General features: G+C 72.1%; 25 protein-coding genes and 1 riboswitch. Of the genes, 10 read left to right on the top strand and 15 right to left on the bottom strand.

The features are described from left to right. Window positions 1–30 precede the first annotated feature (30 nt). A complete protein-coding gene (locus B0675_RS39050; RefSeq protein ID WP_081224513.1) occupies window positions 31–1,263 on the bottom strand; it encodes a low temperature requirement protein A in 1,233 nt (410 codons plus the stop codon). 326 nt (window positions 1,264–1,589) lie between these two features. Between B0675_RS39050 and B0675_RS39045 the strand changes: the two genes are divergently transcribed. Both B0675_RS39045 and B0675_RS39040 read left to right on the top strand, forming a co-directional pair. After that, window positions 1,590–2,288, top strand: a complete 699-nt coding sequence (locus tag B0675_RS39045; RefSeq protein ID WP_081224512.1) for a YoaK family protein — start codon at window positions 1,590–1,592, stop codon at window positions 2,286–2,288. Window positions 2,289–2,558: 270 nt separating this feature from the next. After that, window positions 2,559–2,873 (top strand): WhiB family transcriptional regulator, encoded by a 315-nt coding sequence (locus B0675_RS39040; RefSeq protein ID WP_081224511.1) that lies wholly within the window; start codon window positions 2,559–2,561, stop codon window positions 2,871–2,873. A 120-nt stretch (window positions 2,874–2,993) separates the two neighbouring features. Here the strand turns inward: B0675_RS39040 and B0675_RS39035 are convergent, their stop codons facing one another. The 8 genes from B0675_RS39035 to B0675_RS39005 all read right to left on the bottom strand — a co-directional run bounded on the left by B0675_RS39035 (window position 2,994) and on the right by B0675_RS39005 (window position 11,455). Further along, the gene (locus B0675_RS39035; protein ID WP_081224510.1) at window positions 2,994–3,818 is read right to left on the bottom strand and encodes a DUF1684 domain-containing protein; all 825 of its coding nucleotides are present in this window, start codon (window positions 3,816–3,818) and stop codon (window positions 2,994–2,996) included. Continuing rightward, window positions 3,815–5,686: an ABC transporter ATP-binding protein gene (locus tag B0675_RS39030; protein ID WP_081224509.1), complete on the bottom strand. Its 1,872-nt coding sequence runs from the start codon at window positions 5,684–5,686 to the stop codon at window positions 3,815–3,817. The genes B0675_RS39035 and B0675_RS39030 overlap by 4 nt, the downstream gene beginning before the upstream one ends. Further along, window positions 5,668–6,615, bottom strand: coding sequence for an ABC transporter permease (locus B0675_RS39025; RefSeq protein WP_081224508.1), 948 nt, complete (start codon window positions 6,613–6,615; stop codon window positions 5,668–5,670). The genes B0675_RS39030 and B0675_RS39025 overlap by 19 nt, the downstream gene beginning before the upstream one ends. After that, window positions 6,612–7,571: an ABC transporter permease gene (locus B0675_RS39020; protein WP_081224507.1), complete on the bottom strand. Its 960-nt coding sequence runs from the start codon at window positions 7,569–7,571 to the stop codon at window positions 6,612–6,614. Before B0675_RS39020 ends, B0675_RS39025 begins: the two co-directional genes overlap by 4 nt. Before the next feature lie 8 nt (window positions 7,572–7,579). Next, entirely contained in the window at window positions 7,580–9,202 is a 1,623-nt protein-coding gene (locus tag B0675_RS39015; protein ID WP_081224506.1) for an ABC transporter substrate-binding protein, read from the bottom strand. Between the two features lie 282 nt (window positions 9,203–9,484). Continuing rightward, window positions 9,485–9,604, bottom strand: a complete 120-nt coding sequence (locus B0675_RS42640) for a putative leader peptide (RefSeq protein WP_323178221.1) — start codon at window positions 9,602–9,604, stop codon at window positions 9,485–9,487. A gap of 32 nt (window positions 9,605–9,636) precedes the next feature. Further along, window positions 9,637–9,747: riboswitch (SAM riboswitch) on the bottom strand. 223 nt (window positions 9,748–9,970) lie between these two features. Next, the gene (locus tag B0675_RS39010) at window positions 9,971–10,348 is read right to left on the bottom strand and encodes a MerR family transcriptional regulator (RefSeq protein ID WP_081224505.1); all 378 of its coding nucleotides are present in this window, start codon (window positions 10,346–10,348) and stop codon (window positions 9,971–9,973) included. Window positions 10,349–10,426: 78 nt separating this feature from the next. Further along, on the bottom strand, window positions 10,427–11,455 hold the full coding sequence (locus B0675_RS39005) for an NADP-dependent oxidoreductase (RefSeq protein ID WP_081224504.1): 1,029 nt from the start codon (window positions 11,453–11,455) through the stop codon (window positions 10,427–10,429). A gap of 344 nt (window positions 11,456–11,799) precedes the next feature. Here B0675_RS39005 and ligD point away from each other — a divergent pair, with 344 nt between their 5' ends. Next, window positions 11,800–12,768 (top strand): non-homologous end-joining DNA ligase, encoded by a 969-nt coding sequence (gene ligD, locus B0675_RS39000; protein ID WP_081224503.1) that lies wholly within the window; start codon window positions 11,800–11,802, stop codon window positions 12,766–12,768. A gap of 214 nt (window positions 12,769–12,982) precedes the next feature. Further along, entirely contained in the window at window positions 12,983–13,261 is a 279-nt protein-coding gene (locus B0675_RS38995) for a hypothetical protein (protein ID WP_081224502.1), read from the top strand. Between the two features lie 38 nt (window positions 13,262–13,299). Here the strand turns inward: B0675_RS38995 and B0675_RS38990 are convergent, their stop codons facing one another. Both B0675_RS38990 and B0675_RS38985 read right to left on the bottom strand, forming a co-directional pair. Next, window positions 13,300–13,569, bottom strand: a complete 270-nt coding sequence (locus B0675_RS38990) for a DUF4190 domain-containing protein (protein ID WP_081224501.1) — start codon at window positions 13,567–13,569, stop codon at window positions 13,300–13,302. Continuing rightward, window positions 13,566–13,754, bottom strand: a complete 189-nt coding sequence (locus tag B0675_RS38985; RefSeq protein ID WP_081224500.1) for a hypothetical protein — start codon at window positions 13,752–13,754, stop codon at window positions 13,566–13,568. The genes B0675_RS38990 and B0675_RS38985 overlap by 4 nt, the downstream gene beginning before the upstream one ends. Before the next feature lie 569 nt (window positions 13,755–14,323). Between B0675_RS38985 and B0675_RS38980 the strand changes: the two genes are divergently transcribed. Beyond that, window positions 14,324–15,118, top strand: a complete 795-nt coding sequence (locus B0675_RS38980) for an RNA polymerase sigma factor SigF (RefSeq protein ID WP_081224499.1) — start codon at window positions 14,324–14,326, stop codon at window positions 15,116–15,118. Between the two features lie 269 nt (window positions 15,119–15,387). On the opposite strand, the gene B0675_RS38975 is transcribed toward B0675_RS38980, so the two are convergent. From B0675_RS38975 to B0675_RS38960, 4 genes are all read right to left on the bottom strand, one after another. Beyond that, window positions 15,388–17,484 (bottom strand): xanthine dehydrogenase family protein molybdopterin-binding subunit, encoded by a 2,097-nt coding sequence (locus B0675_RS38975; protein WP_081224498.1) that lies wholly within the window; start codon window positions 17,482–17,484, stop codon window positions 15,388–15,390. Between the two features lie 47 nt (window positions 17,485–17,531). Next, entirely contained in the window at window positions 17,532–18,524 is a 993-nt protein-coding gene (locus B0675_RS38970) for a xanthine dehydrogenase family protein subunit M (RefSeq protein WP_081224497.1), read from the bottom strand. Next, window positions 18,521–19,081, bottom strand: coding sequence for a 2Fe-2S iron-sulfur cluster-binding protein (locus B0675_RS38965; protein WP_081224496.1), 561 nt, complete (start codon window positions 19,079–19,081; stop codon window positions 18,521–18,523). Before B0675_RS38965 ends, B0675_RS38970 begins: the two co-directional genes overlap by 4 nt. Before the next feature lie 191 nt (window positions 19,082–19,272). Next, window positions 19,273–19,890, bottom strand: a complete 618-nt coding sequence (locus tag B0675_RS38960) for a DNA polymerase ligase N-terminal domain-containing protein (protein WP_081224495.1) — start codon at window positions 19,888–19,890, stop codon at window positions 19,273–19,275. 395 nt (window positions 19,891–20,285) lie between these two features. On the opposite strand from B0675_RS38960, the gene B0675_RS38955 reads away from it, so the two are divergent. From B0675_RS38955 to B0675_RS38935, 5 genes are all read left to right on the top strand, one after another. Further along, window positions 20,286–21,128, top strand: coding sequence for a SigB/SigF/SigG family RNA polymerase sigma factor (locus tag B0675_RS38955; RefSeq protein WP_081224494.1), 843 nt, complete (start codon window positions 20,286–20,288; stop codon window positions 21,126–21,128). A 31-nt stretch (window positions 21,129–21,159) separates the two neighbouring features. Beyond that, on the top strand, window positions 21,160–21,453 hold the full coding sequence (locus B0675_RS38950) for a DUF5133 domain-containing protein (RefSeq protein WP_081224493.1): 294 nt from the start codon (window positions 21,160–21,162) through the stop codon (window positions 21,451–21,453). Window positions 21,454–21,569: 116 nt separating this feature from the next. After that, window positions 21,570–22,004: a hypothetical protein gene (locus B0675_RS38945; protein ID WP_081224492.1), complete on the top strand. Its 435-nt coding sequence runs from the start codon at window positions 21,570–21,572 to the stop codon at window positions 22,002–22,004. A 261-nt stretch (window positions 22,005–22,265) separates the two neighbouring features. After that, entirely contained in the window at window positions 22,266–22,847 is a 582-nt protein-coding gene (locus B0675_RS38940) for a sugar O-acetyltransferase (protein ID WP_081224491.1), read from the top strand. A gap of 132 nt (window positions 22,848–22,979) precedes the next feature. Further along, window positions 22,980–24,899: a cellulase family glycosylhydrolase gene (locus B0675_RS38935; RefSeq protein WP_081224490.1), complete on the top strand. Its 1,920-nt coding sequence runs from the start codon at window positions 22,980–22,982 to the stop codon at window positions 24,897–24,899. The last annotated feature ends 18 nt before the right edge of the window (window positions 24,900–24,917 follow it).

Here is a 24,917-nt window from a genome sequence, read left to right as displayed (position 1 = left end):
TCCGGAGTCCTCCCGTGCTCGGGCCGCTCCTCAAGTCGTCGAGGCGGCGGCGGCCCGCGCGTTCCTCGCCCGTCGGCTCTCGTAGTACGTCGGCCACATCGTGATCGCCACGAGCAGCCAGACCACGGTCACCGTCGCCAGCCGGGACCCGAAGGCGGCTACCAGCAGGGGCAGCGCGGTGCACGGCAGGGCGACGGTCAGCAGCCAGCGGCGCTCGCGGGCCGCGTGCCGCAGCGCGGCGAGCCCGCTGAGCAGGAAGTACCCGGCCAGCGACGAGCAGAGCAGCCATCGGGTGCCGGTCGGAAGGGAGTGCAGGTGCTCGACCGCGGCGCCCAGGCCGGCCGCCAGGGCGGCGAGACAGCCGGACACGAAGCAGTGCAGGGGGAGTGCCGCCCGGGCGGGCAGCGACTGCGCGGTCAGGTGCGGCACGCCCGCGTAGCCGTGCCGGAAGGACAACGACCACAGGGAGACCAGGAGGAAGAACCCGGCGACGGCGAAGGCGTAGAGCTTCCTGGTCCACTCGGTTTCGGAGGCGGCGTCGATCATCTGCGCCACCCCTTCGCCGAGGACGATGATCACGAAGAGGCCGAGCCGCTCGCTCAGGTGGTCGGCCTGCGCCGCGGCGAGCGAAACGGGCCCGTCGTCGCGGCGCGGGGGGCGCGTCGCGTCCTTGCCGCGCGAACGGCGTGCCTCCCGACGCCGGTGGGCCTCGCGGCTCTGCACGATGTCCCGCGCGGAGACGCTGAAGGTGACGTACAGGTCGAGGGCGATGCCCAGAGCCCACAGCCAGTAGCGGACGGGTTCGTGCGCCCACAGCGAGACGATCCACGGGATCACGCCGAGCGACATCTGGGCGGCGGGCCAGTCGACGAGGATCTCGCGACGGAACTCCCACGCCCGGTTGGCCAGGAGCCGGATGAGGACGTAGGCGAGGGCGAAGGCCCTGGCCTGACCGTGGTCGCCGTCGTGGACGCCGGACACCGCGGCCGCCATCACGGCCATCCCGAACATCGCGGCCAGCACCGTGCGGGCATGGGTGCCCTCCCCGGCCACGTTCCCGTAGAGGGTGAAGCAGATCCACGCGGTCCACAGCGCCAGGAACAACAGGGCGTACATGCCGAGGTCCGGCAGATCCGGTTCGCCGTGCAACAGGTGCGCGATCTGGGCCACGCCCGCCACGGCGACCAGGTCGAAGAACAACTCCAGCCAACTGGCGTGCCGTTCGGCCTCGGGCTCCGGCCGGGCGGTCGATACCTCGTTCACAACGCTCCCTGCGCTCTCACGACAACGGCCGGTCGGCCGGACGGCGCACCCACCGTGTCCGTCCGCACACCCGCCCCGGCGGGGTCCGCTGTGCCGAGGGGGATCCCAACCCTAGCCAGGTCACACCGGGCGCGGCCTTTCCGCGAGGACGTGGCGCCGACGCCCGGTCGGGGAACCGCCGCCGTGCGATCGCACCGCCGACCGGGCGCCCTTCCGGTGGCGGCTATACCGTGGGAGGTCCGGCGGCTCCCGCCACACCGCTGTCGGACGTCCGCGGGCCGCCCCGGCGACGTACGACGGCACACGCAGCGGCGAACGGAGGAGCCATGCCCGCCGATCGCGGCCACCCCTCCGCTCCGGCGCTGGACCGGACGGCGCAGTACCTGCTGACCGCGGCCGCCGGCTGCGTCAACGCGGTCGGGTTCCTGGTGCTCGGCGGGGTGTTCACCAGCGTCATGACCGCCAACCTCGCCCTGCTCGGGCTGGGCCTCGGCGGCGGGCATCCCGGAACGACCCGTCTCGCGGCGCTGGCGATCGTCGCCTACGTGGTGGGTGTGGTGCTCGGCAGCAGGGCGGCGGTGGGGCTCGGACGACGGCGTCACCGGACCGGGGGAGCGCGGGCCGCCCTCATGGCCGAGTGCGTGCTGCTGTGGGGGGTGTGGATCTTCTGGCTCGGCGTGGGCGGCGAGCCGGGGGCGACGCAACGGGCGGCGCTGCTGGCGGCCAGTTCGCTGGCCATGGGATGCCAGAACGGCGGCGTCCGGATCGTGACCGGGGGTGCCGAGACGACGGCGTACATGACCGGGGCCATCACCGGACTGGTCGCGGACGTCGTGCAGCGCCGTACGTTCGACCGGCACGTCGCCCTGATCGTCGCCCTCATCCCCGTGGGCGCGGCCCTCGGCGGTCTCGCCGTCCGCTGGGCCCGTCTCGGGGCGCCGGCGATCCCCGCCGTGCTCGTGACGGCGGCTCTGGTGGCCGTCGTGCGCGCCACGTCGGAGAAGAAGCTCCGTTCCGACCGCTGAGACCGTCGGAAACGGGCTGCTCGGGATCGGGATCAATCGAATCCGGCACCTCGACGCGTCGTCCTCTGCCGATCTTCCGGCGTTGTTTGATCCGGGATGCGCTTCTCTAGCGCTTTCGCGTGCCGGAGGCAAGCTTCGATCACCCGAAGGTGTGGTGACGGACTGCAGATAGAGTGACGATCCTCGAAAGGCGTAGTGTCATATGCCTGTTGCTCACGGCAAGGGGGCAACTCGCAGGCGCGGGGCCAGGGGAGAGGACGGCATCACGAGATGGCGAGCACCGACTGGAGCGACCGAGGGCTGTGCCGCAAGGCCGACCCTGACGAGCTGTTCGTCGAGGGTGCGGCGCAGAACCGCGCCAAAGCCTTGTGCAGTGGCTGCCCTGTTCTCACCGAGTGCCTCTCCTATGCGCTGGACCAGCGCATCGAGCACGGCGTGTGGGGCGGCATGACGGAACGCGAACGCCGGGCCCTGCTCCGAAGGCGCCCTACGGTCACCTCCTGGCGACGGCTCCTGGAGACGGCCCGGGTGGAACACGAGCGGGCCGGGCGGGACGTGGCGCTGACGGGGTCCAGGGCGAGTTGAGGTCCGCGCCCGTCCGCGCGGAGGCCACACGAGCGGGGTCCTGATGCCCGCCCGCCGCGCGGGGCGCCGGCGCCCGCCCCGTCGTCGGAGCGGCACCGGCACCCTGAGGTCAGGCGCGGGTCATGACCCCCCGCGCTCGTAGGGGATCTTCTCGCCGGCGTCTATCGCCAGCGGCAGCCGGTTCTCCGCCGGAGGCAGCGGGCAGGTGGCCAGGTCCGTGTACGCGCAGGGCAGGTTCGTGGCCCGGTTGAAGTCCAGGGTGACGGTGCCGTCCTCGGCCGGCGGGTCCAGCGCGAGGGCACGGTTCGCGGCGTAGGTGGTGACACCCGAGGTCGCGTCGGTGAACAGGACGAGCAGGCTGCCGGCCGCGTGGCCGGGGAACGCGGTGAGCGCCAACTCCCGCCCGTCCAGCTCGAAGCTGATCCTTCCCGGCGCGTCGTAGACGTGCTCAAGGCCCTCGACCGCGGCTCCCACCGTCGTCGGACGTGGTGTGTCGAACGCTTCGTAGCGACCGGTCACGGTCCAGCGCGGGTGCGGAGCGTAGGCGGGCGTGCCGGTGAAGGCGGCCCGCAGAGGCGTGTCGGGATGCCGTGGACGGATGATGTCGTGCCCGCCGCGCTTGGCCACCTCGATCACGGCGTCGCCCCAGACGGCGTTGACGCTGCTGCGCTCCGGCAGCACCCCGAAGTGGTGTTCGCCCCGCACGGTCGTGTCGCCGAGAACGAGTTCCTCGCCCTCGCCGAGGACCACCGTCACCCCGTCCGCGCCGGTCCGCCAGGCGCCGGGCGCGTCGGGGAAGCGCTGCGGCTCCTCACTGAGCCAGTGCAGACCGGTGATCGCCAGAAAGCCGTGCGGATCCGCGAGCCGGGCCTCCTGACGGCTGTGCCACTCCTGCCAGGCCTCGGTGAAGGCGTGGAGGTCTGTCGGACTGTCCTGCACGGTCATATGTGCTCCTTGATCAGGTCGACGGAGTCGCTCCCGGGCGGGGTCCGCCGGGCGACGGAGGGCGCGGCGGAGACGGCGGGGAGGGAATGCCGGCCGCCGGGGATCGCGGCGAGCAGCTCGCGGGTGTAGTCGTGACGGGGGTCGGTGAACAGCTCCTCGGTGGTACCGGTCTCGACGATACGACCGGACCGCATCACCGCGACCTCGTGCGCGAGCTGCCGGACGACGGCCAGGTCGTGCGAGATGAAGAGGTACGCCACCGAGGTGTCGGCCTGCAGTTCCGCGAGCAGGTCGAGGACCTGGGCCTGGACGGACACGTCGAGCGCGGACACCGGTTCGTCGCACACGACCAGGTCGGGCGACAGGGCGAGCGCGCGGGCGATCGCCACGCGCTGGCGCTGCCCGCCGGACAGCTCCGCCGGGCGGCGGCCGAGCATCGAGGCGGGGAGGGCGACCCGGTCGAGCAGGTCGCGCGCCCGGGCCCGACGGGAGGCACCGTCCCCCACCCTGAAGGCCCGCAGTGGCTCGGTGATCACTTCGCCGACGGAGAACCGGGGATCCAGCGAGGCGTACGGGTTCTGGTAGACGAGTTGGGCTCGCCTGCGGAGCTGCCTGGCCCGCGAACCGCGGGCGTCGGTGACGTCCTCGCCGTCGAACAGGACCCGCCCGTCGGTCGGATCGGTCAGCCGGAGTGCCAGCCGGGCGGTGGTGGACTTCCCGGAGCCGGACTCGCCGACCAGCGCGAGCGTGCGGCCGCGGCGCAGTGTGAGGCTGACGTCGTCGACCGCGCGCAGGGTGCGCGGTGCGTCGGGGGCGGCGGGCAGCCTGAACTCCTTGACGACGTTGCGGAGTTCGAGCAGGGGTGTGTCGTCAGGGCGCGCGGACGGGGCGGCCCCGGCGACCGTGACGCGGGGGCGGGCGGTGTTCAGGCTCGGCGCACTGGCCAACAACTGCCTGGTGTAGGGGTCTTGTGGGTTCTCCAGCACATCGGCGGTGCGGCCGGCCTCCACGACGCGGCCCTGGGACATGACGACGATCCGCCCGGCCCGGTCGGCGGCGACGCCCAGGTCGTGCGTCACCAGCAGGACCGCGGTGTCCGACTCCTGTGCGAGGTGCTCCAGATGGTCGAGGATGACGCGCTGCACGGTCACGTCCAGGGCGCTGGTCGGCTCGTCGGCGATGATCAGCCGGGGCCTGCCCGCGATGGCGACGGCGATCAGGGCACGCTGTCGCATCCCGCCGGACAGTTCGTGCGGGTACTGCCGGGCGCGGGTGGCCGCATCGGGCATTCCGGCGCGCTCCAGAACGCCGACCGCCTCGGACGCGGCGGAGCGCCGTGAGGCCAGGCCGTGGATGCGCAGCACCTCGGCGACCTGCTCCCCGATGCGCTTGACGGGGTTCAGCGACACCGTCGGATCCTGGGGCACCAGGCCGATGCTCGTGCCGCGTACGGCCCGCAGTTCGCGCTCCGAGAGCGCGGTGAGGTCGTCGTGGCGGCCGAAGCGGATCGTTCCGGCGTCGATGCTCCCGTTCGCCGCCAGCAGCCGGGTGATCGCGTGCGCCGTCGTGCTCTTGCCCGAGCCCGACTCCCCGACGACCGCCGTCACCTGGCCCGGCCACACGTCGAGGTCGACCCCGCTCACCGCTCGTACGGTGCCTCCGCGGGTGCGGTACGAGACCGACAGGTCCCGTACGCGCAGTAGAGGGGTGCCCTCGTCCTGCGGTTCGGCGGCGGGTCGGTCCTTCGCGCGGTCGTTCGCGCGGTCTTTCGAGGGGTCGCTCGGCGGGGGCGTGTTCGTCACGGCGGTGCTCGTCTCGGCGTCGTGGGTCCGTGTCGTGCGGAGGGCTTTCATCGCTGCCGGGACCATTCGCCGTCCAGCGCCCTCGCGATGCGGTTGGCGGCCAGCCCGGTGGCCGCGATCGCCAGACCAGGCAGAGCGGTGAGCCACCAGGCATTGGCCATGTAGTTGCGGCCGTCGGCGATCAGGGTGCCCCACTCCGGGGCGGGGGGCGGTGCTCCGTAGCCGAGGAAACTCAGCGACGAAACGGCCAGGACGGCGGCGCCGAAGTCGAGCGTCGCCAGCACGATCACCGGACCGACGGCGTTGGGCAGGACGTGCCGGCCCAGCACCGTGTACCAGCGGGCACCGCACGACCGTGACGCCTCGACGAACACCGCCTGCCGGACCCGGAGCACCTCGGCCCGGGTCACCCGGGCGAACCCGGCCACACTCGCGATCCCGACGGCGACGGCGACCTTCACCGTCCCGTAGCCCAGCGCCGTGACCAGCGCCAGGGAGAGGAACAGCGAGGGGATCGACAGCAGGACGTCCACGACACGCATCAGCACGTCCTCGACCCAGCCGCCCACGAACCCGGCGACGAGCCCGGTCAGCCCGCCGACGACGAACGCGACAGCCACCGCGAGCAGCGTCGCCTTCAACGACAGCTGGGCGCCGTGCACGACACGGGAGAAGACGTCGCGCCCCAGTTCGTCGGTGCCGAACCAGTGCGCGCCGTCGGGGGCGCGGAAGTTCTCCGACGGCACCCCGTGCAGCGGGTCCCGTGAGGTGAACAGGTCGGGCCAGAAGGCCGCGAGGACGATCAGCACCACCACCAGCGCCGATGCCAGCAGCCCGGGACGGCGCACCAGGAAGCGAAGGAGCCGCCGACGTCCGGCGCCGGGACCGGGACCTTCCGTACCTGGTTCGGTACCCGCCCCCGGGCCGGGATCGACCGCTCGGGCGAGGCCGGTGGCCGCTCCCGAGGCCACGTCCTCGGCAAGGGTCTGACTCATGCGGGACTCACCTTCCTCCTCGAATGGACCACGATCCGCGGGTCCAGCACGGGATAGACGAGGTCGACGATCAGGTTGGCGGACACGAAGATCAGCGCCCCGAACACCACGACCCCCTGGACCAGTGGGATGTCCTGGGCCGCGACCGCGGCGGCGGTCACCCGCCCCAGGCCGTCCCGGGAGAACACCGTCTCGACCACCACCGAGCCGGCGATCAGCTGCCCGGCCAGCAGTCCCACGACGGTCAGCGCGGGCAGCGACGCGTTGCGCAGCGCGTGCCGCAGATGGATCCGCACCCGTCCCGCGCCCTTGGCCCGCGCGGTCTCCACATAGGCCTGGTCCAGCGCCGTGAGGAGGCTCTTCGCCAGCACCTGCGCGACCAGTGCGCCGGTCGGGATCGCCAGCGTCACGGCGGGCAGCACCAGCCCGCGCAGCCCGTCGTTGCCGAACGCGGGAAAGAGCCTCGCCCGGAAGGAGAAGACCTCGACCAGCAGCAGGCCGACCCAGAACGTCGGGACGGACACACCCAGCGGGGGCAGCGACAGCAGGAGCTGCCGCAGCCAGCGTCGCGTGGTGTACGTCGCGAGCAGGGCGACGCCGCCCCCGAGCACCACGGCCAGCAGCAGGGCCGCGCCCGTCAGCTGCAGGGTCTGCGGGAGGGCGTCGCCGAGCGACGAGGTGACCGGGCGGCCCGTGGACACGGAGTCCCCGAAGTCCCCGCGCACCGCGCGGCCGAGCGCTTCGGCGTACTGGACCGGCACAGGCTTGTCGAAGCCGTACTGGTGGCGCAGCGCGGCGAGTTGAGCCGGGTCGACCTGCCCCGAGTCGGCTCCGGCGCCGGCCATCGCCGAGACCGGATCGCCGGGCAGGTAGTCCAGCACCAGGAACGACACCGTGTAGGCCGCCCACAGCACCCCGACCGCCTGCGCGATACGTTTGATCACATAGCGACGCATGCCGGCCGCTAGCCGATCCACGTGTCGTGCAGCTGGATGCGGCTGGAGGCGTCGAAGTCGAGGTTGTGCACCTTCTTGGCCACACCCAACTGGGTCTCCAGCTCCACCACCGGAATGATGTACGCCTTCCGAATGAGCAACTCCTGTGCGGTCTTCACCAGTTCGCCGCGCCGGTCCGGATCAGCGGTCGCCGCCTGCTGGTTCAGCGCGGTGTCCAGCGGGCTCGCGGGCAGGTGGTAGAAGTTGGCCAGCTCGGTGGAGTAGGAGCTGCGCAGGATGTCCGGGTCGGCCCGTGTGACGTTGCCCCACACCGCGTCGAAGTCGCCCGACTGGAGCGTCGGGGCGAACTGGGTGATCTGGAGCTGCTTGAGCACGACGTCCACGCCCACCGCCTTCAGCTGCTGCTGGATCAGCTCCAGCGCCGGCTGGTTGGTGGCCGCGTTGGCGAACCACTTGACGGTCAGACGGAGCTTGGTGCCGCCCTTCGTCCGGACGCCGTCACTCCCGGTCTTCCAACCGGCGGCGTCCAGCAGCGACTTGGCCTTCGCCGCGTCCAAGGACAGGTCCGGTCCGAGGTCCGCGTAGTTCGGTGTCGTGTGCGCCAGCACGCTGGTGGCCGGCTCGGTTCCCGTCGGGAAGACGGCGTCCACGATCTGCTGCCGGTCGACGGCGAGCTGCAGGGCCTTACGCACCTTCGCGTCCTTGAGCAGGGGGCGGGAGTTGTTCAGACCGAGGTTGAACACGACGCCGGGGTTGGCCCGGCGTTGCAGGTTCACCGCACCGCCCTTGAGTGCCGTCTCGTCGGCCTTGCCCACGCTGCCGATCGCGTCGACCTGACCCGACTGCAGGCTCCCGCTCCGCACGCCCGCCTCGGGCACGACCTTGAACACGAGTTTGTCCAGGTACGCCTCGCCCTTCTTGGCCCACAGCGAGGAACCCCAGGCGTACTTGGCGCGCTTGCTCAACGTGACCGAGCGGTTCTGTACGTAGGCCGACAGCGTGAAGGGCCCCGAGCCGGCCACTCCCTTGCTGCACTTCTCCTGCGGGCTCAGCTTCACGCTCGCCGACGACTCGATGCCCAGCGAGTGGGTCGACGTAGCCTGGAGGAACTGCGCGTTGGGCTTCTTGAAGGTCACCCGGACGGTGCTCGGATCGACCACGGTGGTGTTCCGCACCCCGCTCAGATAGCCCTGGGCGAGGGTGGCCAGGGCGCCGAGCTTCGGTACGGCGTCGAAGTTGTCCTTGACCACCTGGGCGGTCAGCCGGGAGCCGTCGCTGAACGTCACGCCCGAGCGCAGGTGGAAGGTGAACGTCGTCGTGTCGGAACTGATGTCCCAGCTCTTCGCCAGCCAGGGCACGATCTTGCCGGTCCGGGGGTCCTGGTCGGTCAGCGAGTCGACGATCTGGCGCACGGAGTAGATGCTGTCGTTGCTGCCCACCTGCTGCGGGTCCACGCACCCGGCGTCGGACCCCACCGCGAAGGTCAGCGTGCCACCGGACCTGGCCCGGGCGTCGGCGCCGCTCGAACCGGTGCCGTCACTCGACGAGCAGCCGCTCAGCAGGATGCCGCTCGTCACGACAGCGGCGGCTGCCGTCCATCGGGCGGATCGGGTGTCCGGATGGGATGTCACGGAAGGGTTCTCCTACTCCAGAGTCGCTGCGCCGGTCCGGTGCGGACAGGGCGAAGCGGGACGGCGCAGCCGTGGACGGGCGGCACCGATCGGACGACAAGGTCGGTTCGGTGGCTCGGGTCCGGGCCACCTCGAAGCGTCGAGGCCCGGCCGGGCGGGGGAGGGGCGCGTCGACGGCGCGTGCGTGTGCGCACGCCGACCTCGCACGGCCGAGGGGAACAGGGGTTTTGCTCGCAGCCCAGGAAGGAGCCGACTACGTGCGGCGGCCCGTCGAGCGTGTCGTCAGCCGCGACACAGGCAGCTGGCGGAGCGCTCCAGGTCGATGTGGCGGCGGCGCGAGAACCCGGAGAACATCGCCGCGGCCGCGATCGAGGCGCTCAGGTCGCTGCTGTCGTTCCGCACGCCGGGCCTCCCTGTCTCCGCCCCCTGCCGGGGGTTCGCGCTTGCGGGGTCGGGCGACCACGCCGGGCTTTCACCTGGAGCACCCCACCGCGGAGGAGGGTTGCCGGTCAGCGAGCCAGGGCTTGACGCTGACGCTCAATGCCGGTCGCGATCGTACGAATCGATTCTCCGATCCGTCAATGACGAGATCGCGGCGAAGGGCGTCGGACCAGCAGCCGCAGCACGTCGCGCGGAGGGATTTCACGCGGCCGCAACAACTGGCCCTGATCGTGCAGGCCTTGGCGCGGTCCCCAAGTGTTGGACACCGGCCGTCGTGACCGATCGCGAAGGCGGCACCCACTGCGCCGCCGCCGTCCGGTGTGCCCCTCAGGATCGGTCGGTCGTGCGGCCGGTCCGAGCGGCCAGGCGTGTGCGCAGCCTGGTGAGGCGGTCGATCTCGGCGTCCAGCGCGGCCAGTCGGCGGTGGACGACGCTGGTTCCGGGACTGTCCGTGCTGCCGGAACACCGTCTGCGCGGGTCGTCGACGAGCAGGGGGATGCGGTCGGCGAGGCTGCACAGGTCCTCCACCGTCAGGCCGAGGGCGAGCAGGTCCCGGATCACCCTCACCCGGGCGACGTCGCCGGGACCGTACTCACGCTGCCCGGCCGCCGTGCGCCGCGGTGGTGGCAGCAACCCGCGCTCCTCGTAGAACCTCAGCGCACGTGCCGTCGTGCCGGCCGCTGCGGCCGCATCCCCGATCCGCATCCGCTCCCCGCTTCCACCCGGTGCCGCGTCGACGACCTTCGAGGACGCGGGAGTCCACGGTCCCGTGGAACCGAGCGCCTACGTGACGTCCACGACGACGGTTCCGGTGTGCCGCCCCTCGAACAGTTCCTGCAACGCCCGGGGCGCGCGATCGATGCCCGCGATCCGGACATGGGGGAAGACGATCTCACCGGAGCGCAGCCAGTCCCCGAAGCGCGTGTTCCACTCCTCGGCCGCTCCGCCGAGATCCGAGCTGCTGCATCCCCGCAGCGTGATCCCCAGCGTGATGACACGGAACGTGTCGATCTCCGCGGGCGCGGTGGTGCCGTCGCGGTCGGCCGACAGTTGCCCGGAGAGCGCGCCCACCAACGCGAACCGCGCGCCCCGCCGTGCCGCGCCGACGGCCGCGGTCAACTGTTCCCCGCCGACGGTGTCGAGGAGTACGTCGATGCCGTCGGGTGCCGCGGCGGCGAGCTGTTCGGCGAACGGTGCCGTGCCCGGGACCACGACCGCGTCGTAGCCGAGGTCGGCCGTGAGCCGTTCGGCCTTGCGCGCCGAACGGGTCGTGCCCACGACCCGTTCGGCGCCCAGGAGGCGGGCCACTTGGCCCGCGAGACTCCCGACGGCTCCCGCGGCTCCGGTGACGAGGACGGTGTCGCCGGGACGCACGCCGGCGAGCCGGGTGAGCGCCGCGTACGCGGCGGCCCCGGACGACAGGAACGCGACGGGGTCGTCCAGCACGTCACTCAGCGGCACGCAGTCGTCGTCGCTCAGCAGGGCGTGCTCCCGCCAGCCGCGCAGGTGAGAGACCAGGTCGCCGGGGCGCAGTGCGCTGCCGGCGCCCACGGTGACGACCTCCCCGACGGCGGGTCCGAACAGGGCGTCGCCGACATGGACGGGCGGCAACGGGACCCCCTCGACCTCGCCCCCGATGAGCGTCCGCAACCCTGGAAAGACGAGGAAGTGCCGGTTGCGGACGATGACGTGGCCCGCCCGTGGAGTGGGCATCGCCGTCTCGACGACGGCGAGGTGTTCCGGGCCCGGCAACCCCACGGGCGCGCCGACAAGGTGGATCTCGCGGGTGGTGGGCGGTGCATGAACGGACATGGGACGACTCCGGGTTCGGACGAGGGCGAGAGGCGAACCGGTGCGTACGTCGGGCGGACCGTCGCCCCACCGGCCGAGGCACGCTAAACCCTGACGTGCGGGTCAAGGGCAAGCCGGAGGGCCCCGGTCCACGGGCCGCGGTGCGCGCGTTACGGGGCGAGGCAGCCGGGTACCCGCGCGCACGGACGGCCGCCACGGACCGGTCGCTCGGAAACCGGCCGTCGGCCGGGCGGAACGCGGAGTCGTGCGCCCCTTCCCGTGGCAGGACGTCCGCCCGCGGTGTTGCGTGGAGAGCGGGTACGGCGGCTTCCGCGCCGCCCGAACGACGACGGAAGGATGTGGCGATGGCCGGCTCCGGCACCCACACCGTGCGGGTCGGCCGCCGCACGCTCGACCTGCACCGGCCGGACAAGGTGCTCTTCCCGGCGAGTGGGAGCGGCAAGGAGTACACGAAGCGGGACCTCGTCGCGTACTACCGCGCCGTCGCCCCCTTCATGCTGCCCCACCTGAGGGGCCGCCCCCTGATGCTGGAGCGGTACCCGGACGGGATCGACGGGCCCCGCTTCATGCAGAAGAACACGCCGGACCACTACCCGGACTGGATCGAGCGGGTCGAGGTGCGCAAGGAGGGCGGAACGGTCCTCCACCCCGTCTGCGGGGACACCGCGACCCTCGTCTACCTCGCCGACCAGGCCTGCCTCACCCTGCACCGCTGGCTGTCGAAGACGGGCGACGTCGAACGTCCCGACAGGCTCGTCATCGACCTCGACCCGGCGACGGAGGGCGACTTCGCCGCCGTACGCGAAGCGGCCCGGGCGGTGCGCGAACTCCTCGACACGCTGAAACTCCCCTCGGCACCGATGACCACGGGCTCGCGTGGCCTGCACGTCGTCGTGCCGCTCGACGGACACCAGGACTTCGACGAGGTCCGCGCGTTCGCCAAGGACGTCGCCGAGACCCTGGCGGAGGCACACCCCGACCGCCTCACCACGGCCGCCCGTAAGAAGGACCGCGGCGACCGGCTCTATCTCGACGTGCAGCGCAACGCGTACGCGCAGACCGTCGTGGTGCCCTTCACCGTCCGTCCGAAGCCCGGCGCCCCCGTGGCCGTCCCCATCTCCTGGAGCCAACTCGACGATCCGGACCTCGACGCCCGCCACTGGACCATCGCCGACGCCGTCGAGCAGGCACGCACCAAACCCTGGGAGGGGCTGCTGGACCGCGGCCGCAGCCTCGGCCCCGCCGGGCGCCGGCTCGCCGCACTGCGCGGCCGAAGCGCCGACGGGACCCGCGGACAGACGCGCGGCGGGTGAATCCGGACCCCGCGGTCGCCCGGAAAGAGCCCTCGAACCGGGCGCCCGCGCTTCACCCGATCGGAGCAGCGGGGGTGGGCACCCCGAGGGGCCATGTCCCCTGCGGAGAGCGGCGTCCGGACGTGCCGCGCGTGCCGTCGGACGGCGGCGGGGACGAGGTGTGTCGACACCGGCACGACTCGCGATGTCAGTGGCGGCTGCGATGGTGGAGGGCATGGACAAGGACGACGAACAGCTGCTGCGCGGCCGGGTCTACGGCGCGGACCACGACGACCCCCGTCAGGGCCCGCAGCGCGGCCGGGACTATGCCGAGCTGGTGGGCGGACCGCTGGACGGTCTGCTGCTCGACATCACCGGCCGCACGCCGGAGGAGATATCCGCCGGCGTGGCGCTGGAGACGGAGCTGGGCCAGTTCGGCCCGGGAGCGCGGGCCTTGTACGACCCGCGTCCCGGGGACCCGATGTTCTTCGACTGGGCGGGTGACGCCCCCTGAGGCGTGGTCCGCGGACCACGCCGGGCAGGGCGCCCGCCTCAGATGTGCCAGGCGACGCTGTTGTCGGCCGCCGTGACGGCGGCGAGTACGACCAGGTCGGCGACCCCGAGCAGGATCCCCAGGTAGGCCCGGTGGCGATGCAGTGTGCCGCGGTGCAGGGCGACCAGGCCGAGGACGACGGCGGTCGGGCCGAGCACGATGTTGAAGACCAGCAGGCCGACCAGGCCGAGGACGAAGGACGCCACGGCGAGGCTGTACGGGTCGCGCCGGGACCGGGTTCGCGTCGCTTCCTGGGTGGACTGGCTCATCGCGCCTCCCCGCCCCGGTAGGAGGCCGTGTCCTGCGACGTGCCGATCCGGTGCCTGCGCAGCCCGTAGAAGAGCAGCCAACAGCCGATGGCCACGGCGGCCACCAGCGTGACCGGCAACGGCAGATGGGCTGCGGCACCGACCACAACGCCGAGGAGGAGCAGCGCGGCGACGAGGAAGAGCATGTGTCTCCTTCTGGATTCGCGGGGCATCACGGACGGGTGATCGCCGGAGCCCCGGGTGCCCCGGCCGTCAACGGGGAAACGCCTGTCCCGTCGGTCGGCCGAGGAGTGACCTGAACCGGCCGCCTCGGCCCACGTGTTGAGGGAAGCCGGGCCGCCGGCGCACCGGCGGCTCCGCACAGGCGTGCGACGCCCCGGCTGCCGGAGACCGGCCCGGTGCGGGAGACCAGCCGGAGCCGAGCGAGGTCCTCCGGGCCGCGGACAGGAGCGAACGACTCACCCGCATCAGGTCCAGGCCTCGGGCGGCAGGTGGAGCGATCGGCAGGAGCGCCCTCGCCGGGAGTCCGAGCGGCAGTCGATCACGGCGACCGTATCGTCACGCTTGGTGACGATACGCCCGAAGGGGGCTATTCAGGTCATAAAAGATGTACGTTGGAGTTCAGTGCTTCGGACAGGAGGCACGTCCGTGGGAGCGGTGAGCTCCACAGCGCGGGTGTGTCCCGACGGTGCTGTGCTGTGGCCCCACCCACGGTGTTCTGTCCGTCAGCAACCTCTCAGGAAGCTGTCTGCACATGATCACCACAAGCACTGTGAAGCACAGGCCGCACGACGACTCCCCCGACACCGACGCCGCGTTCGAGCGGCTCGCCCGGCTTCCGGACGGCATCGAGCGGCATGCCCTGCGGGACCAGGTGGTCCAGGCCTGGATGCCCATGGCGGAGCGCATCGCCGGCCGCTACCGAGGGCGGGGCGAGGCGCTGGAGGATCTGACCCAGGTGGCCGCCCTCGGGCTGGTGAAGGCCGTGGACCGGTACGACCCGGATCGGGGCAACGCCTTCGAGAGCTATGCGGTGCCGACCATCGCGGGCGAGATCAAGCGTCACTTCCGTGACCACATGTGGGTCATGCATGTGCCGCGCCGCGTCCAGGAGGCGCGGAACAGGGTACGTGCGGCCATCAAGGACCTGGCGGCGGCGAACACCGGCAGGCAGCCGACCGTCGCCGAGATCGCGGCGTACACACGGCTGACCGAGGAAGAGGTCGGCAGCGGCCTGGAGGCGCTCGACAGCTACGCGGCCCTGTCGCTGGATGCCGAACTCACCCACGGCGACGACGGCTACTCGCTGGCGGACGCGCTGGGGGAGACCGACGCCGGATACGACCTCGTCGTCGACCGCGAAGCCGTGAAACCGGCCCTGCGGCGGCTCCCCGAACGTGAGCAGACCATCCTCTACCTGCGGTTCTTCCGCGGCATGACGCAGAGCGGCATAGCCGAGGAGCTCGGCGTCTCGCAGATGCACGTGTCGCGCCTGATCAGCAGCTGCTGTGCCTCACTGCGCGACCAGGTCATGTCGGACGGGGCCTGAGCCCGTTCCACGCGCCCCGAAGCGGCTGCCGAGAATGGGAAGAAGGTGGCCGGCCGCCCGCCAGTGATGCCGATCGGGCGGCCGGTGGTGGGCTCACTGCCGAACCCTCCCGGGAGCGATTGGCCAGCAACCCACCTCACTGCGGTCTACCGGGCTGAGCCCTGTCCAAACCAGTCCGGACGATCAGGATGTGCCGGAGTGCCCGGCCCGTCCGGTCCTGCACGGTGTGGACACCGGGCCCGCACGCGGTGGGCACCGCGGGCTTTCGCTCATCCCAGACCGGCCAGCACCCGATCCGGGGTGAGCGGCAGTTCGCGGTACCGCGTTCCGGTGGCGTGGTGGACGGCGTTGCCGATGGCCGCCGCGGTCCCGACGATCCCGATCTCCCCGATGCCCTTGCTGCCCATCGGATTGAGGTGCGGGTCCTCCTCGTCGATCCAGTGCGCCTCGATCGCCGGCACGTCCGCGTGGGCGGGCACGTGGTAGGCCGCCAGGTCCGATTCGACGAAGTCGCCGAACACCGGGTCCATGGTGCTGCCTTCCGTGAGGGCCATACCCAGCCCCATGGTCATGCCACCGATGAACTGGGACCGGGCGGTCCGGGCGTTCAGGATGCGTCCGGCCGCGTACACGCCGAGCAGCCGGCGCACCCGGACCTCGCCGGTGACCGTGTCCACCGCGACATCCGCGAAGTGGGCGCCGAAGGCATGGCGCGCGTAGGCGCTGTCCGCGTCGGCGGTTCCCGTCGTGTCGGCCCTCGTCGCGAGACCCTCGGCGGGCACCTGTCCCGAACGTTCCGCGAGGGACGCGCGCAGCCGGGTGCAGGCCTCGTGGACGGCCCACCCCCAGGACGCGGTGCCCGAGGAACCGCCGGCCAGCGGGGCCGACGGCAGGTCGCTGCTCCCGATCTCGGTGTCGACCCGGGCCAGTGGGACGCCGAGTGCGTCGGCCGCGATCTGCGCGAGCACCGTCCGGGCACCGGTGCCGATGTCGGTCGCGTTGAGACCGACCGAGAAGGTCCCGTCGGGGCGTGCTCGCGCGACGGCCGTGGAGGGCGACACGAGGACCGGGTAGGTAGCCGCCGCCACGCCCGATCCCAGCAGCAGGGCACCTTCGGAGCGGGAACCCGGCCGGTGGTCGCGCCGCGACCAGCCGAAGCGCTCGGCGCCGTCCCGCAGGCACTCGACGAGATGCCGGCTGCTGAAGGGGCGGCCGCTGTCGGGTTCGGTGTCCGGCTCGTTCACGATCCGGAGCTCGACAGGGTCCATGCCGAGGGCCACGGCGAGTTCGTCCACGGCCGACTCCAGGGCGAACATGCCCGGTGCCTCTCCGGGGGCGCGCATCCAGGACGGGCTCGGTACATCCAGCGGCACGACGCGGTGCGTGCTGCTGGTGTTGGGCGATGCGTACATGATGCGCGCCGGTACGGCCGCCTGCTCCACGAACTCCTTGATGCGAGAGGTGTGGGTGGTGACCTCGTGCGTGAGTGAGGTGAGCGTGCCGTCCTCGGTGGCACCGAGCCGCAGGCGGTGCAGGGTGGGGGCCCGGTGGCCGACCAGCGCGGGCATCATGCGCCGGGACAGGGCGACGGTGACAGGGCGTCCGGTCCGCTGTGCGGCCATGGCGGCGAGCACGACGTGCGGGCGTGCCGTGCCCTTGGAGCCGAAGCCGCCGCCGACGTGCTCGGCCGTCACCGTGATCTGCTCCTCGCGGAGCCCGAACAGTCCGGCCAGCGTGGCACGTACGGCCGTGGAGCCCTGGCTGGAGTCGTGCACGACGAGGCGGCTGTCGTCCCAGCGCGCGGTGGCCGCGTGCGGTTCCATGGGGTGGTTGTGCAGCGGTGACACCCGGTAGGCCACGTCGACGCGGACGGCAGCGGACGCGAACGCGCCTTCTGGGTCTCCCTGTTCCCGCTGTCCCGGATGGCCGCCGTTGGCCTCCTCGGGGAAGTACCCCGCAGGGTGGCCGTCCGTGAGCGTGACGTCGTGGTCCCGCGTCGTGTACTCGACCCGCACCGCCGCGGCGCCGGCCCGGGCGGCCTCGATCGTCTCCGCGACGACCAGGGCGACCGGCCAGCCGCGGTGCGGTACGTCCGAGTTCTGCAGGACGGAGAGGGTGGGGTCGTCCGCCTCGGCGAGCCGGGGGGCGTCCTCGGGAGTGAGCACCGCGAGCACACCGGGAACGGCCAGCGCCGGCGCCGTGTCGATCGCACGGACCGAACCGCTCGCGACGGTGGCGGGCACCGGGCGGCCGTACGCGCGGCCGGCGGCGCTGTGCTCGGCCGCGTAACGCGCCCGGCCCCTCACCTTGTCGGGGCCCTCCCGGCGTTCGGCTTCCGTACCGAGCACGGTGTCGGTGTGGGCCATGACGGTCCTCCTTGTGATGCCGGGGCCGGGAGCGCTCCGGAGCCGGTTCAGGCGATGGCGGGCGCGGCGAGCCGGGTCAGGACGTCCACGGCGAGGTTACGGGCCAGACGCACCTTGTGGGCGTTGTCGCGCAGGGGCTGGGCCGCTTCGAGTTCGAGGTCCACGGCCCGCCCGAAGGCGTCCTCCGTGGCGGCCGCGCCGAGCAGCGCCTCCTCGGCGCGTCGGGCACGCCAGGGGCGGTGGGCCAGGGCACCGAAGGCGATTCCGGCGTGCTGGACGATGCCGTCCTCCACCCGGAGCACGGCCGCGACGGACGCGAGAGCGAACGCGTACGACGCCCGGTCGCGGGCCTTGCGGTACAGGGACGGCACCCCGGCCGTGCCGGCGGGGAGCACCACACCGGTGATGAGTTCGCCGGGCCGGATCTCGGTGTCCCGCTCCGGGTGGGCGCCGGGCAGCCGGTGGAATTCGGTGACCGGGAGCGTGCGGGCGCCGTCGGCTCCGAACAGCTCGACGTGCGCGTCGACGGCGGCCAGCGCGACGGCCATGTCCGAGGGGTGGGTGGCGATGCATTCGGGGGAGTGACCGAGCACCGCGTGCTCCCGGTGAACGCCCTCCCTGGCCCCGCAACCGCTGCCGGGCTCCCGCTTGTTGCACGGCTTGCCGGTGTCCTGGAAGTACGAACAGCGGGTGCGCTGGAGGAGGTTGCCCCCGGTGGTGGCGATGTTGCGCAGCTGCCCGGAAGCGCCTGCCAGGACCGCCTGCGAGAGCACCGGATAGCGGTCGCGGACCAGCGGATGAGCCGCGAGATCGCTGTTGCGGACGGTGGCCCCGACGCGGAGCGCGCCGTCGGCCGTCTCCTCCACCGTGTCGAGACGCAGTCTGCTGATGTCGACGAGGACGGTGGGGCGTTCCACACCCAGCTTCATCAGGTCCACGAGGTTGGTGCCGCCTCCGAGGTAGCGCGCCCCAGGACGGGCGGCGAACTCCGCGACGGCCTCCTCGACACTGTCCGCACGTACGTATCCGAGAGGCTTCACCGGGTCACGTCCTCGATGGCTTCGACGATGTGCGGATAGGCGCCGCACCGGCAGAGGTTTCCGCTCATCCGCTCCCGGATCTCGTCCCGGCTCATCGGGACCGAACGGCCGGAGGGCGAGGCCGGGTCCGTGACGTGCGAGGGATGCCCCGCCTCCGCCTCGCCGAGCGCACCCACGGCACTGCAGATCTGGCCCGGGGTGCAGTAACCGCACTGCAGGGCGTCGCGGTCGACGAAGGCGCGCTGCAGCGGATGCAGATCCTCCGAGTCCCCGGACAGCCCCTCGATCGTGGTGATCCGGCACCCGTCCTGGGCCACGGCGGGCAGCAGACAGCTGTTGGCCCGCCGGTCGTCGACCAGGACCGTACAGGCACCGCACTGGCCGTGATCGCACCCCTTCTTCGCGCCGACGAGACCGAGACGCTCCCGCAGCACGTCCAGGAGGACCGAACGGTGGTCGACGGTGAGCGTGTGCGGTGCGCCGTTCACCCGCAGGGTGATCTCCGATGTGTGACGGTCGGGCGGAGGGGCTGTGCGGCGTGCCGAGCCGGAATTCATGTCAGGCCTCGCCTCTGTGGGGGACGTTCGGACGACGGCCCGTGCCGTTCACCCGGTCGGTGCTGTGTCCAGGCTGGCACAAACCACGCTTTCCGGGCCATTGAGGTACGGCCGAACAGGCTGCGCCGCTCAGGACCGGGCACCGGACGGCGGAAGCCCCTGCTTCCCGGTCGGCGTGGCGCAGAGGTCTCTCATGACTCCTCGGCCTCGTCCGCGACCTGGCGCAGGGTGCGTCCGCTGCGTGCCGAGCGGGCGCGGTGCGGGTCGGGCGTCCCGTGACCGGTCTCGGCGTGGTCGTCCTTCGCCTTCACCAGCAGCCAGGCCTCCTCGTCCCCGCCGTCCTCGCCGCCGCGGAACCGGGTCAGGGCGTACTCACCGCGCAGCTTCGAACCGTTGAGCCAGAAGGTGGCGTGTCCGTGGTCGAGGGATTCGTCGAACGGTACGGGCCTGCCGCCCCGGTCGTGGCTTCGCGGCCGGTAGGTGCCGTGGTCCCAGACGATGACCGTTCCGCCGCCGTACTCGCCCCGGGCGATCACCCCCTCGAAGTCCTCGTACTCCAGCGGATGGTCCTCCGTGGGCACGGCGAGCCGCTTGTCCCTCGGATCCGTCGAAGGCCCCTTCGGCACGGCCCAGGACTTCAGCACATCCCCGACCTGGAGGCGGAAGTCGAAATGCAGGCGGCGGGCGTCGTGGATCTGCACGACGAAGTGCGGCTCCTCGGCCCCGCCCTCTCCGCCACCCCGGGGTTCCCCGGTCCGAGTGAAGTCGCGTTTGCCGCGATAGCGCCCCAAGTCGTCGTGGTCAGCCATCCTTTGCTCCTTTTCTGGCGGACGGCCCCCGGCTCTCCGGTGTCCACGCCGTCCCGTACGGAGTTCCCCGCGGCCCGTCCCGCCGCAGGTGACAAAGGGTGCCGGGCCGGGTGGGGGAGTCGCGGCGACCCGTTCGCGGAACGCGCGCCACGCAGCGCGGCCCCTCCTCGGACGCGAACGCGGCGTTTGCGGGTGGGACGCCGGGGAACCCGGACGTTCGTGCTTCGGACTGGAGGCGCAAGCCGCGCGGGGATCTCCCCGGCCGGCTGCGACCTCGTCGTGGGCCGGACAACCTCTCGCGCGGTGACCCAGACTTCCGATCGGGTCGCGCCCGGAGTACGTCCCGGACGTGTCCTGAGACTCCCGTTCAGGAGCGAATCCGCGTGCCCACACACATGACCACCGCCCCTCCGCAGCCCCACGACGCCTCCGCCCCGCCCTCCGCGGCGGCGCGCCGTCACCATGATGATTCCCCCGAGGCCACCGCGCTCTTCGAGCGGCTGGTGGCACTGGACGACGGCCCCGAGCGCGACGCCGCACGCGACGAGCTGGTGGCCCTCTGGCTGCCCATGGCCCATCGCATCGCCGGCCGCTTCCGCGACCGCGGCGAGGCCTTGGAGGACCTGCGCCAGGTCGCGGCGCTCGGGCTGATCAAGGCGGTCGACCGGTTCGACCCGGCCCGCGGTGCCTTCGAGAGCTACGCGGTGCCCACCATCACCGGCGAGGTGAAGCGCCACTTCCGGGACCGGATGTGGGCCCTGCGCGTACCGCGCCGGGTGCAGGAACTGCGCAACCGGGTGCGTGTGGCACGCCGCGACCTCCTCGAGCGCCCCGGCACCAAGGAACCCACTCCGGCGGAGCTCGCCGCCCACACGGGACTCACCGAGGAGGAGGTCGCCGCCGGCCTCGAAGCACTGGAGAGCTTCAGCACGCTCTCCCTGGACGCGGAACTCGCCACCGGCGACGACGGATACAGCCTCGGCGACACCCTGGGCGAGTCCGACTCCTCGTTCGACGTCGTCGTGGACCGCGAGGCCGCCAAGAACGAACTGCGCAGGCTGCCGGAGCGGGAGCGGGCCATCCTCTACATGCGCTTCTTCGAGGACATGACGCAGAGTGGGATAGCCGACCGCCTCGGCATCTCTCAGATGCACGTGTCGCGCCTCATCACCCGCAGCTGCGCCCAGGTGCGCGACGAAGCCCTCGGGCAGTTCTCCCGCAGCCGGTCCGCCTCATGACACCGTCGTCCGCACGCAAGGAGCCGCACCGATGCTGATGCCCCTCCCCACCACCCTGCACCGGCTCGTCGAGGAGTACGAGACACTCCTGGCCGAGGAGACGCTGGCCGGGGCCACGGCCCCCGGCCAGCGGCTGCGGGATCTCGCGTACACGCTGTGCGTGTCCACGGGAACCCGCGAGATCGCCGACGCGCTCACGAGGGCGCACGCCTACCTGGCGACGGCGGCCGCCCCGCCGGTCCACGTCCGCCGCACCGTGACGGCGGGCCCCGCCGCTCGGGCGGCGGCGGCCCCTCCCCGGGAGGCCGAACGCAGCCCGCGGTGAGCGCGTTCGACGGTCACCGGGACGGCCGGTGGGCCGTCGGGCCGTAGTAACAGGGGACATGGGCCCGATCGGGTGTCGGCAGGTGAGGACCGCGCCGATCGGGACACCATGGATCCATGAACGAACACGACACGGGCTACACCCCCGCGCGCCGGCGCCCCAGCGGTGTCTCGGACGCCACGGTGGAGGCGCTCGGGGCGCTGTCGAAGGCGCTGGAGACGACCGAACGGGCCCGCGGGCACCTGTACGAGTTCCATCAGCTGACGGGCGGCGCCGACTTCGAACTGGACCGTGCGGTGCGGCTGCTCCGCGAAGCGGGCCACGCCGCGTGGGCCGACCGCGTCGAGCGGAACATCGTGGGACGCAACGTCATCCCCGGCCACTGGACGTTCCAGATCGTCGAGGCGTACAACGCCACGTACTACGAGCCGTTCAAGGACGCCGAGGCCACGATCCGCGGGGCACTCGCCGACGGAGTGGACCACCTGTTCGAGGCCGAGCTCAAGGAGAAGCGCCGGACGGGCGGGCATCCGGATCACACCGCCACCTGAGCAGCAGTCGGGCCGGGGCCGCTCGGCGCGACCGGTGGGGGCTACGCGACCTCGGTGCACCGCGTCAGCGACGCCACCCCATTTCCCGAGGGAGGTGTGCGGTGCCGGATCAGGCGACAAAGCCGTGCCGGATCAGGGGACAAGCATGAAGAACGACACCGGGAGCCATCGCAGGCATCCTGACCGAGTCTGCACGGCGGGCGCCGGGAGCACCCGAGGCGCTCTCCTTCGGCAGGGTCCCCGGCGTGTACGTTCGTCCGCATGCCGCCTGACTACTTCGCCGACGATCCGCGCTCGAACCTGGAACGCATGCTCGCGGGCGACCTCTACATCGCCGACGACCCGGAGATCGCGAAACGACAGCAGCGCGCCATGCGCCTGGCCGCCCGCTACCAGGCCGCTTACCTGGAGGACGCCGCCGGTTCCCGGCCGGTCCTGGCCGAACTGCTCGGCTCCGTCGGCGAGGAGGTCGACCTGCGACCGCCGCTGTACGTCGACTACGGAAGCAACATCACCATCGGGGCACGCACCTTCGTCAACTACAACCTCACCGCGCTGGACGTGGCGCCGATCATGATCGGGGATGACTGCCAGCTCGGCCCGAACGTCCAACTCCTCACCCCCACGCACCCCTTGGAGCCGCAGCCGCGGCGGGACAAGCTCGAAGCCGCCCGCCCCATCACCATCGGGAACAACGTCTGGCTCGGCGGAGGAGTCATCGTGTGCCCGGGTGTGACCATCGGCGACAACAGCGTCATCGGCGCCGGAGCGGTGGTGACCAGGGACGTCCCCGCCGGTGTCGTGGCCGTCGGCAACCCGGCACGTCCGGTGCGCGAGCTCTAGCGCGGGATGCGCGTACGGGTGGGCCCGTAGCCGTAGCGCGGCACGGTCTCCCGCGTCCGGGCCGCACCGTCGCCCGGGGCGGGTCGTCCCGCTAGGCTCGGGCGCCCACCCCCTCCAGGCACCCGAGGTCCGATGTCCACCCTTCGGCTTGGCAAGTACCTGACATTAGCGAGCGCGGTACTTCTGCTGCTCGCCTCCGCTCCCGGCGCGGTCGCCGCCCCCGCTGTCTCCTCGGCCGCCTCGGCGGCTCCCGCCGCCGAGGCGACGGCCGACACCTGGCAGCCACCGCTGTCCACACGGGGGCGCTACGTCGTCGACGCCGACGGGAACCGCTTCCGCATGAAGTCGGCCAACTGGGACGGCGCGCAAGGCTCCTGGACGGGAAGCGGCAGCACCGACGACCCGGCCGATCACCACGCGGGCCAGGACTCCCACGGCATCCCCCTCGGGCTGGACCGCGTACCCCTGCCCCGCCTGCTCGGCGACTTCCACCAACTCGGCATCAACAGCGTCCGGTTGCCGTTCTCCAACGAGATGATCCACGCGACCGCGCCCGTCCCCGACGTCGCCGTCACGGCCAACCCGGACCTCCGCGGAAAGACACCTCTGCAGGTCTACGACGCCGTCGTCACCGCCCTCACCCGGAGCGGGTTCGCGGTCGTCCTCAACAACCACACCAACACGTCACGTTGGTGCTGCGGCATCGACGGCAACGAGCGGTGGAACAGCGGTCAGTCGACCCAGCAGTGGGCCGACGACTGGGTCTTCATGGCCCGACGGTACGCCGACGACCCGCGGGTCGTCGGCGCCGACCTCTACAACGAGGTCCGCCGTGACGTCCTGGACGACCCCAACTGGGGTCTGGGCGACGCCCACGACTGGTACGCGGCGGCACAACTCGCCGCCGACCGCATCCTCACCGAGGCCGACCCCGATCTCCTCGTCGTCATCGAAGGGATCAACTGGACCGGCCTGCCGGTCGACGGACTCCCGCACGGCCGTCCCACCCTCACCCCCGCCCGTACCCTGTCCCACACCCTCGTCGCCACGCACAAACTGGTGTACTCGGCCCACTTCTACGGCTACACCGGCCCTCAGCACAGCGGCGCAACCGGGATCGGCGAGACCCACGACGCGCGCTACCAGGACCTCACGCGCGACCAACTCGCCCACGTCCTGCATGACCAGGCGTTCTTCGTCTCCGACGAAGCGAACCAGCACTTCACCGCGCCGGTGTGGATCAGCGAGTTCGGAATCGGCGCGGGCGAGACCGGAACCGCCGCCCGGGCATGGTTCGGCAACATCACCGACTACTTCGCCGACCACGACGCCGACTTCGCCTACTGGCCCCTCGTCGGCTGGGACGGGCACGACGACTGGTCGCTCCTGCGGTACGGCACGGCGGGCGACCGCCACGGTGTCCTCGACCAGGACGACTGGCGCGCGTCCGCGTGGAACAGACTCATGAACGCACCGTCGCGCACCGGCCCCGTCGCTCCGGTGCCCGGCTGGGACATGCTCGCCACCGATCACGGCGACCAGGTGCAGTCCCTCCGCGTACGAGCGGGCGGCGACTGGGACTCCGGTGCGTCCAAGGCCGCCTGTCCCGACGGTGAACGGCTGATCGGGCTCGGCCACAGCGGGGTGCGCGCGCTGTGCACCGACGTGAACGCCGGCGATCTCCGCGCGGCGGGGAACACCCAGACCGTCGTCACCGACGAGCGCCATGTTCCCCAGGGCGGCGACTGGGCGTCCGGCTACACCAAACTCCAGTGTCCGGCCGGTGACTTCCTCGTCGGATACAGCCGCCGCGGTGGCCGGACGTCCGCCGGGCTCTGCGTACCGGCGGCCCACGCGCTCGCGGGAGCCGGGCGGACGGTGTGGTTCGACCGATCCGACAACCGGCCCGCCGGTGCCTTGGGCGGTGACTTCGCCTCCGGCGACTACAAGGGCCAGTGCGCCGACGACGAGTACGCGGCCGGAATCGCCTTCACCACGCGCCTGGGATCGCGCCCGGGCCCCGCCGCTCTGCTGTGCCGGAAGCTGAGCTGATCCCCGACCTGTCGCCGT

Source organism: Streptomyces sp. M41(2017), assembly GCF_002078175.1.
In the GTDB taxonomy this organism is placed as follows: Bacteria; Actinomycetota; Actinomycetes; order Streptomycetales; family Streptomycetaceae; genus Streptomyces.
This window is presented reverse-complemented; position numbering and strand designations above follow the sequence as displayed.

What these genes read in the sequence shown, in the direction of transcription:
- B0675_RS39045 (WP_081224512.1), top strand. Translation starts at nt 1,590, where the DNA reads ATGCCCGCCGATCGCGGCCACCCCTCCGCTCCGGCGCTGGACCGGACG.
- B0675_RS39040 (WP_081224511.1), top strand. Translation starts at nt 2,559, where the DNA reads ATGGCGAGCACCGACTGGAGCGACCGAGGGCTGTGCCGCAAGGCCGAC.
- B0675_RS39035 (WP_081224510.1), bottom strand. Translation starts at nt 3,818, where the DNA reads ATGACCGTGCAGGACAGTCCGACAGACCTCCACGCCTTCACCGAGGCC.
- B0675_RS39030 (WP_081224509.1), bottom strand. Translation starts at nt 5,686, where the DNA reads ATGGTCCCGGCAGCGATGAAAGCCCTCCGCACGACACGGACCCACGAC.
- B0675_RS39025 (WP_081224508.1), bottom strand. Translation starts at nt 6,615, where the DNA reads ATGAGTCAGACCCTTGCCGAGGACGTGGCCTCGGGAGCGGCCACCGGC.
- B0675_RS39020 (WP_081224507.1), bottom strand. Translation starts at nt 7,571, where the DNA reads ATGCGTCGCTATGTGATCAAACGTATCGCGCAGGCGGTCGGGGTGCTG.
- B0675_RS39010 (WP_081224505.1), bottom strand. Translation starts at nt 10,348, where the DNA reads ATGCGGATCGGGGATGCGGCCGCAGCGGCCGGCACGACGGCACGTGCG.
- B0675_RS39005 (WP_081224504.1), bottom strand. Translation starts at nt 11,455, where the DNA reads ATGTCCGTTCATGCACCGCCCACCACCCGCGAGATCCACCTTGTCGGC.
- ligD (WP_081224503.1), top strand. Translation starts at nt 11,800, where the DNA reads ATGGCCGGCTCCGGCACCCACACCGTGCGGGTCGGCCGCCGCACGCTC.
- B0675_RS38995 (WP_081224502.1), top strand. Translation starts at nt 12,983, where the DNA reads ATGGACAAGGACGACGAACAGCTGCTGCGCGGCCGGGTCTACGGCGCG.
- B0675_RS38990 (WP_081224501.1), bottom strand. Translation starts at nt 13,569, where the DNA reads ATGAGCCAGTCCACCCAGGAAGCGACGCGAACCCGGTCCCGGCGCGAC.
- B0675_RS38985 (WP_081224500.1), bottom strand. Translation starts at nt 13,754, where the DNA reads ATGCTCTTCCTCGTCGCCGCGCTGCTCCTCCTCGGCGTTGTGGTCGGT.
- B0675_RS38980 (WP_081224499.1), top strand. Translation starts at nt 14,324, where the DNA reads ATGATCACCACAAGCACTGTGAAGCACAGGCCGCACGACGACTCCCCC.
- B0675_RS38975 (WP_081224498.1), bottom strand. Translation starts at nt 17,484, where the DNA reads ATGGCCCACACCGACACCGTGCTCGGTACGGAAGCCGAACGCCGGGAG.
- B0675_RS38965 (WP_081224496.1), bottom strand. Translation starts at nt 19,081, where the DNA reads ATGAATTCCGGCTCGGCACGCCGCACAGCCCCTCCGCCCGACCGTCAC.
- B0675_RS38960 (WP_081224495.1), bottom strand. Translation starts at nt 19,890, where the DNA reads ATGGCTGACCACGACGACTTGGGGCGCTATCGCGGCAAACGCGACTTC.
- B0675_RS38955 (WP_081224494.1), top strand. Translation starts at nt 20,286, where the DNA reads ATGACCACCGCCCCTCCGCAGCCCCACGACGCCTCCGCCCCGCCCTCC.
- B0675_RS38950 (WP_081224493.1), top strand. Translation starts at nt 21,160, where the DNA reads ATGCTGATGCCCCTCCCCACCACCCTGCACCGGCTCGTCGAGGAGTAC.
- B0675_RS38945 (WP_081224492.1), top strand. Translation starts at nt 21,570, where the DNA reads ATGAACGAACACGACACGGGCTACACCCCCGCGCGCCGGCGCCCCAGC.
- B0675_RS38940 (WP_081224491.1), top strand. Translation starts at nt 22,266, where the DNA reads ATGCCGCCTGACTACTTCGCCGACGATCCGCGCTCGAACCTGGAACGC.
- B0675_RS38935 (WP_081224490.1), top strand. Translation starts at nt 22,980, where the DNA reads ATGTCCACCCTTCGGCTTGGCAAGTACCTGACATTAGCGAGCGCGGTA.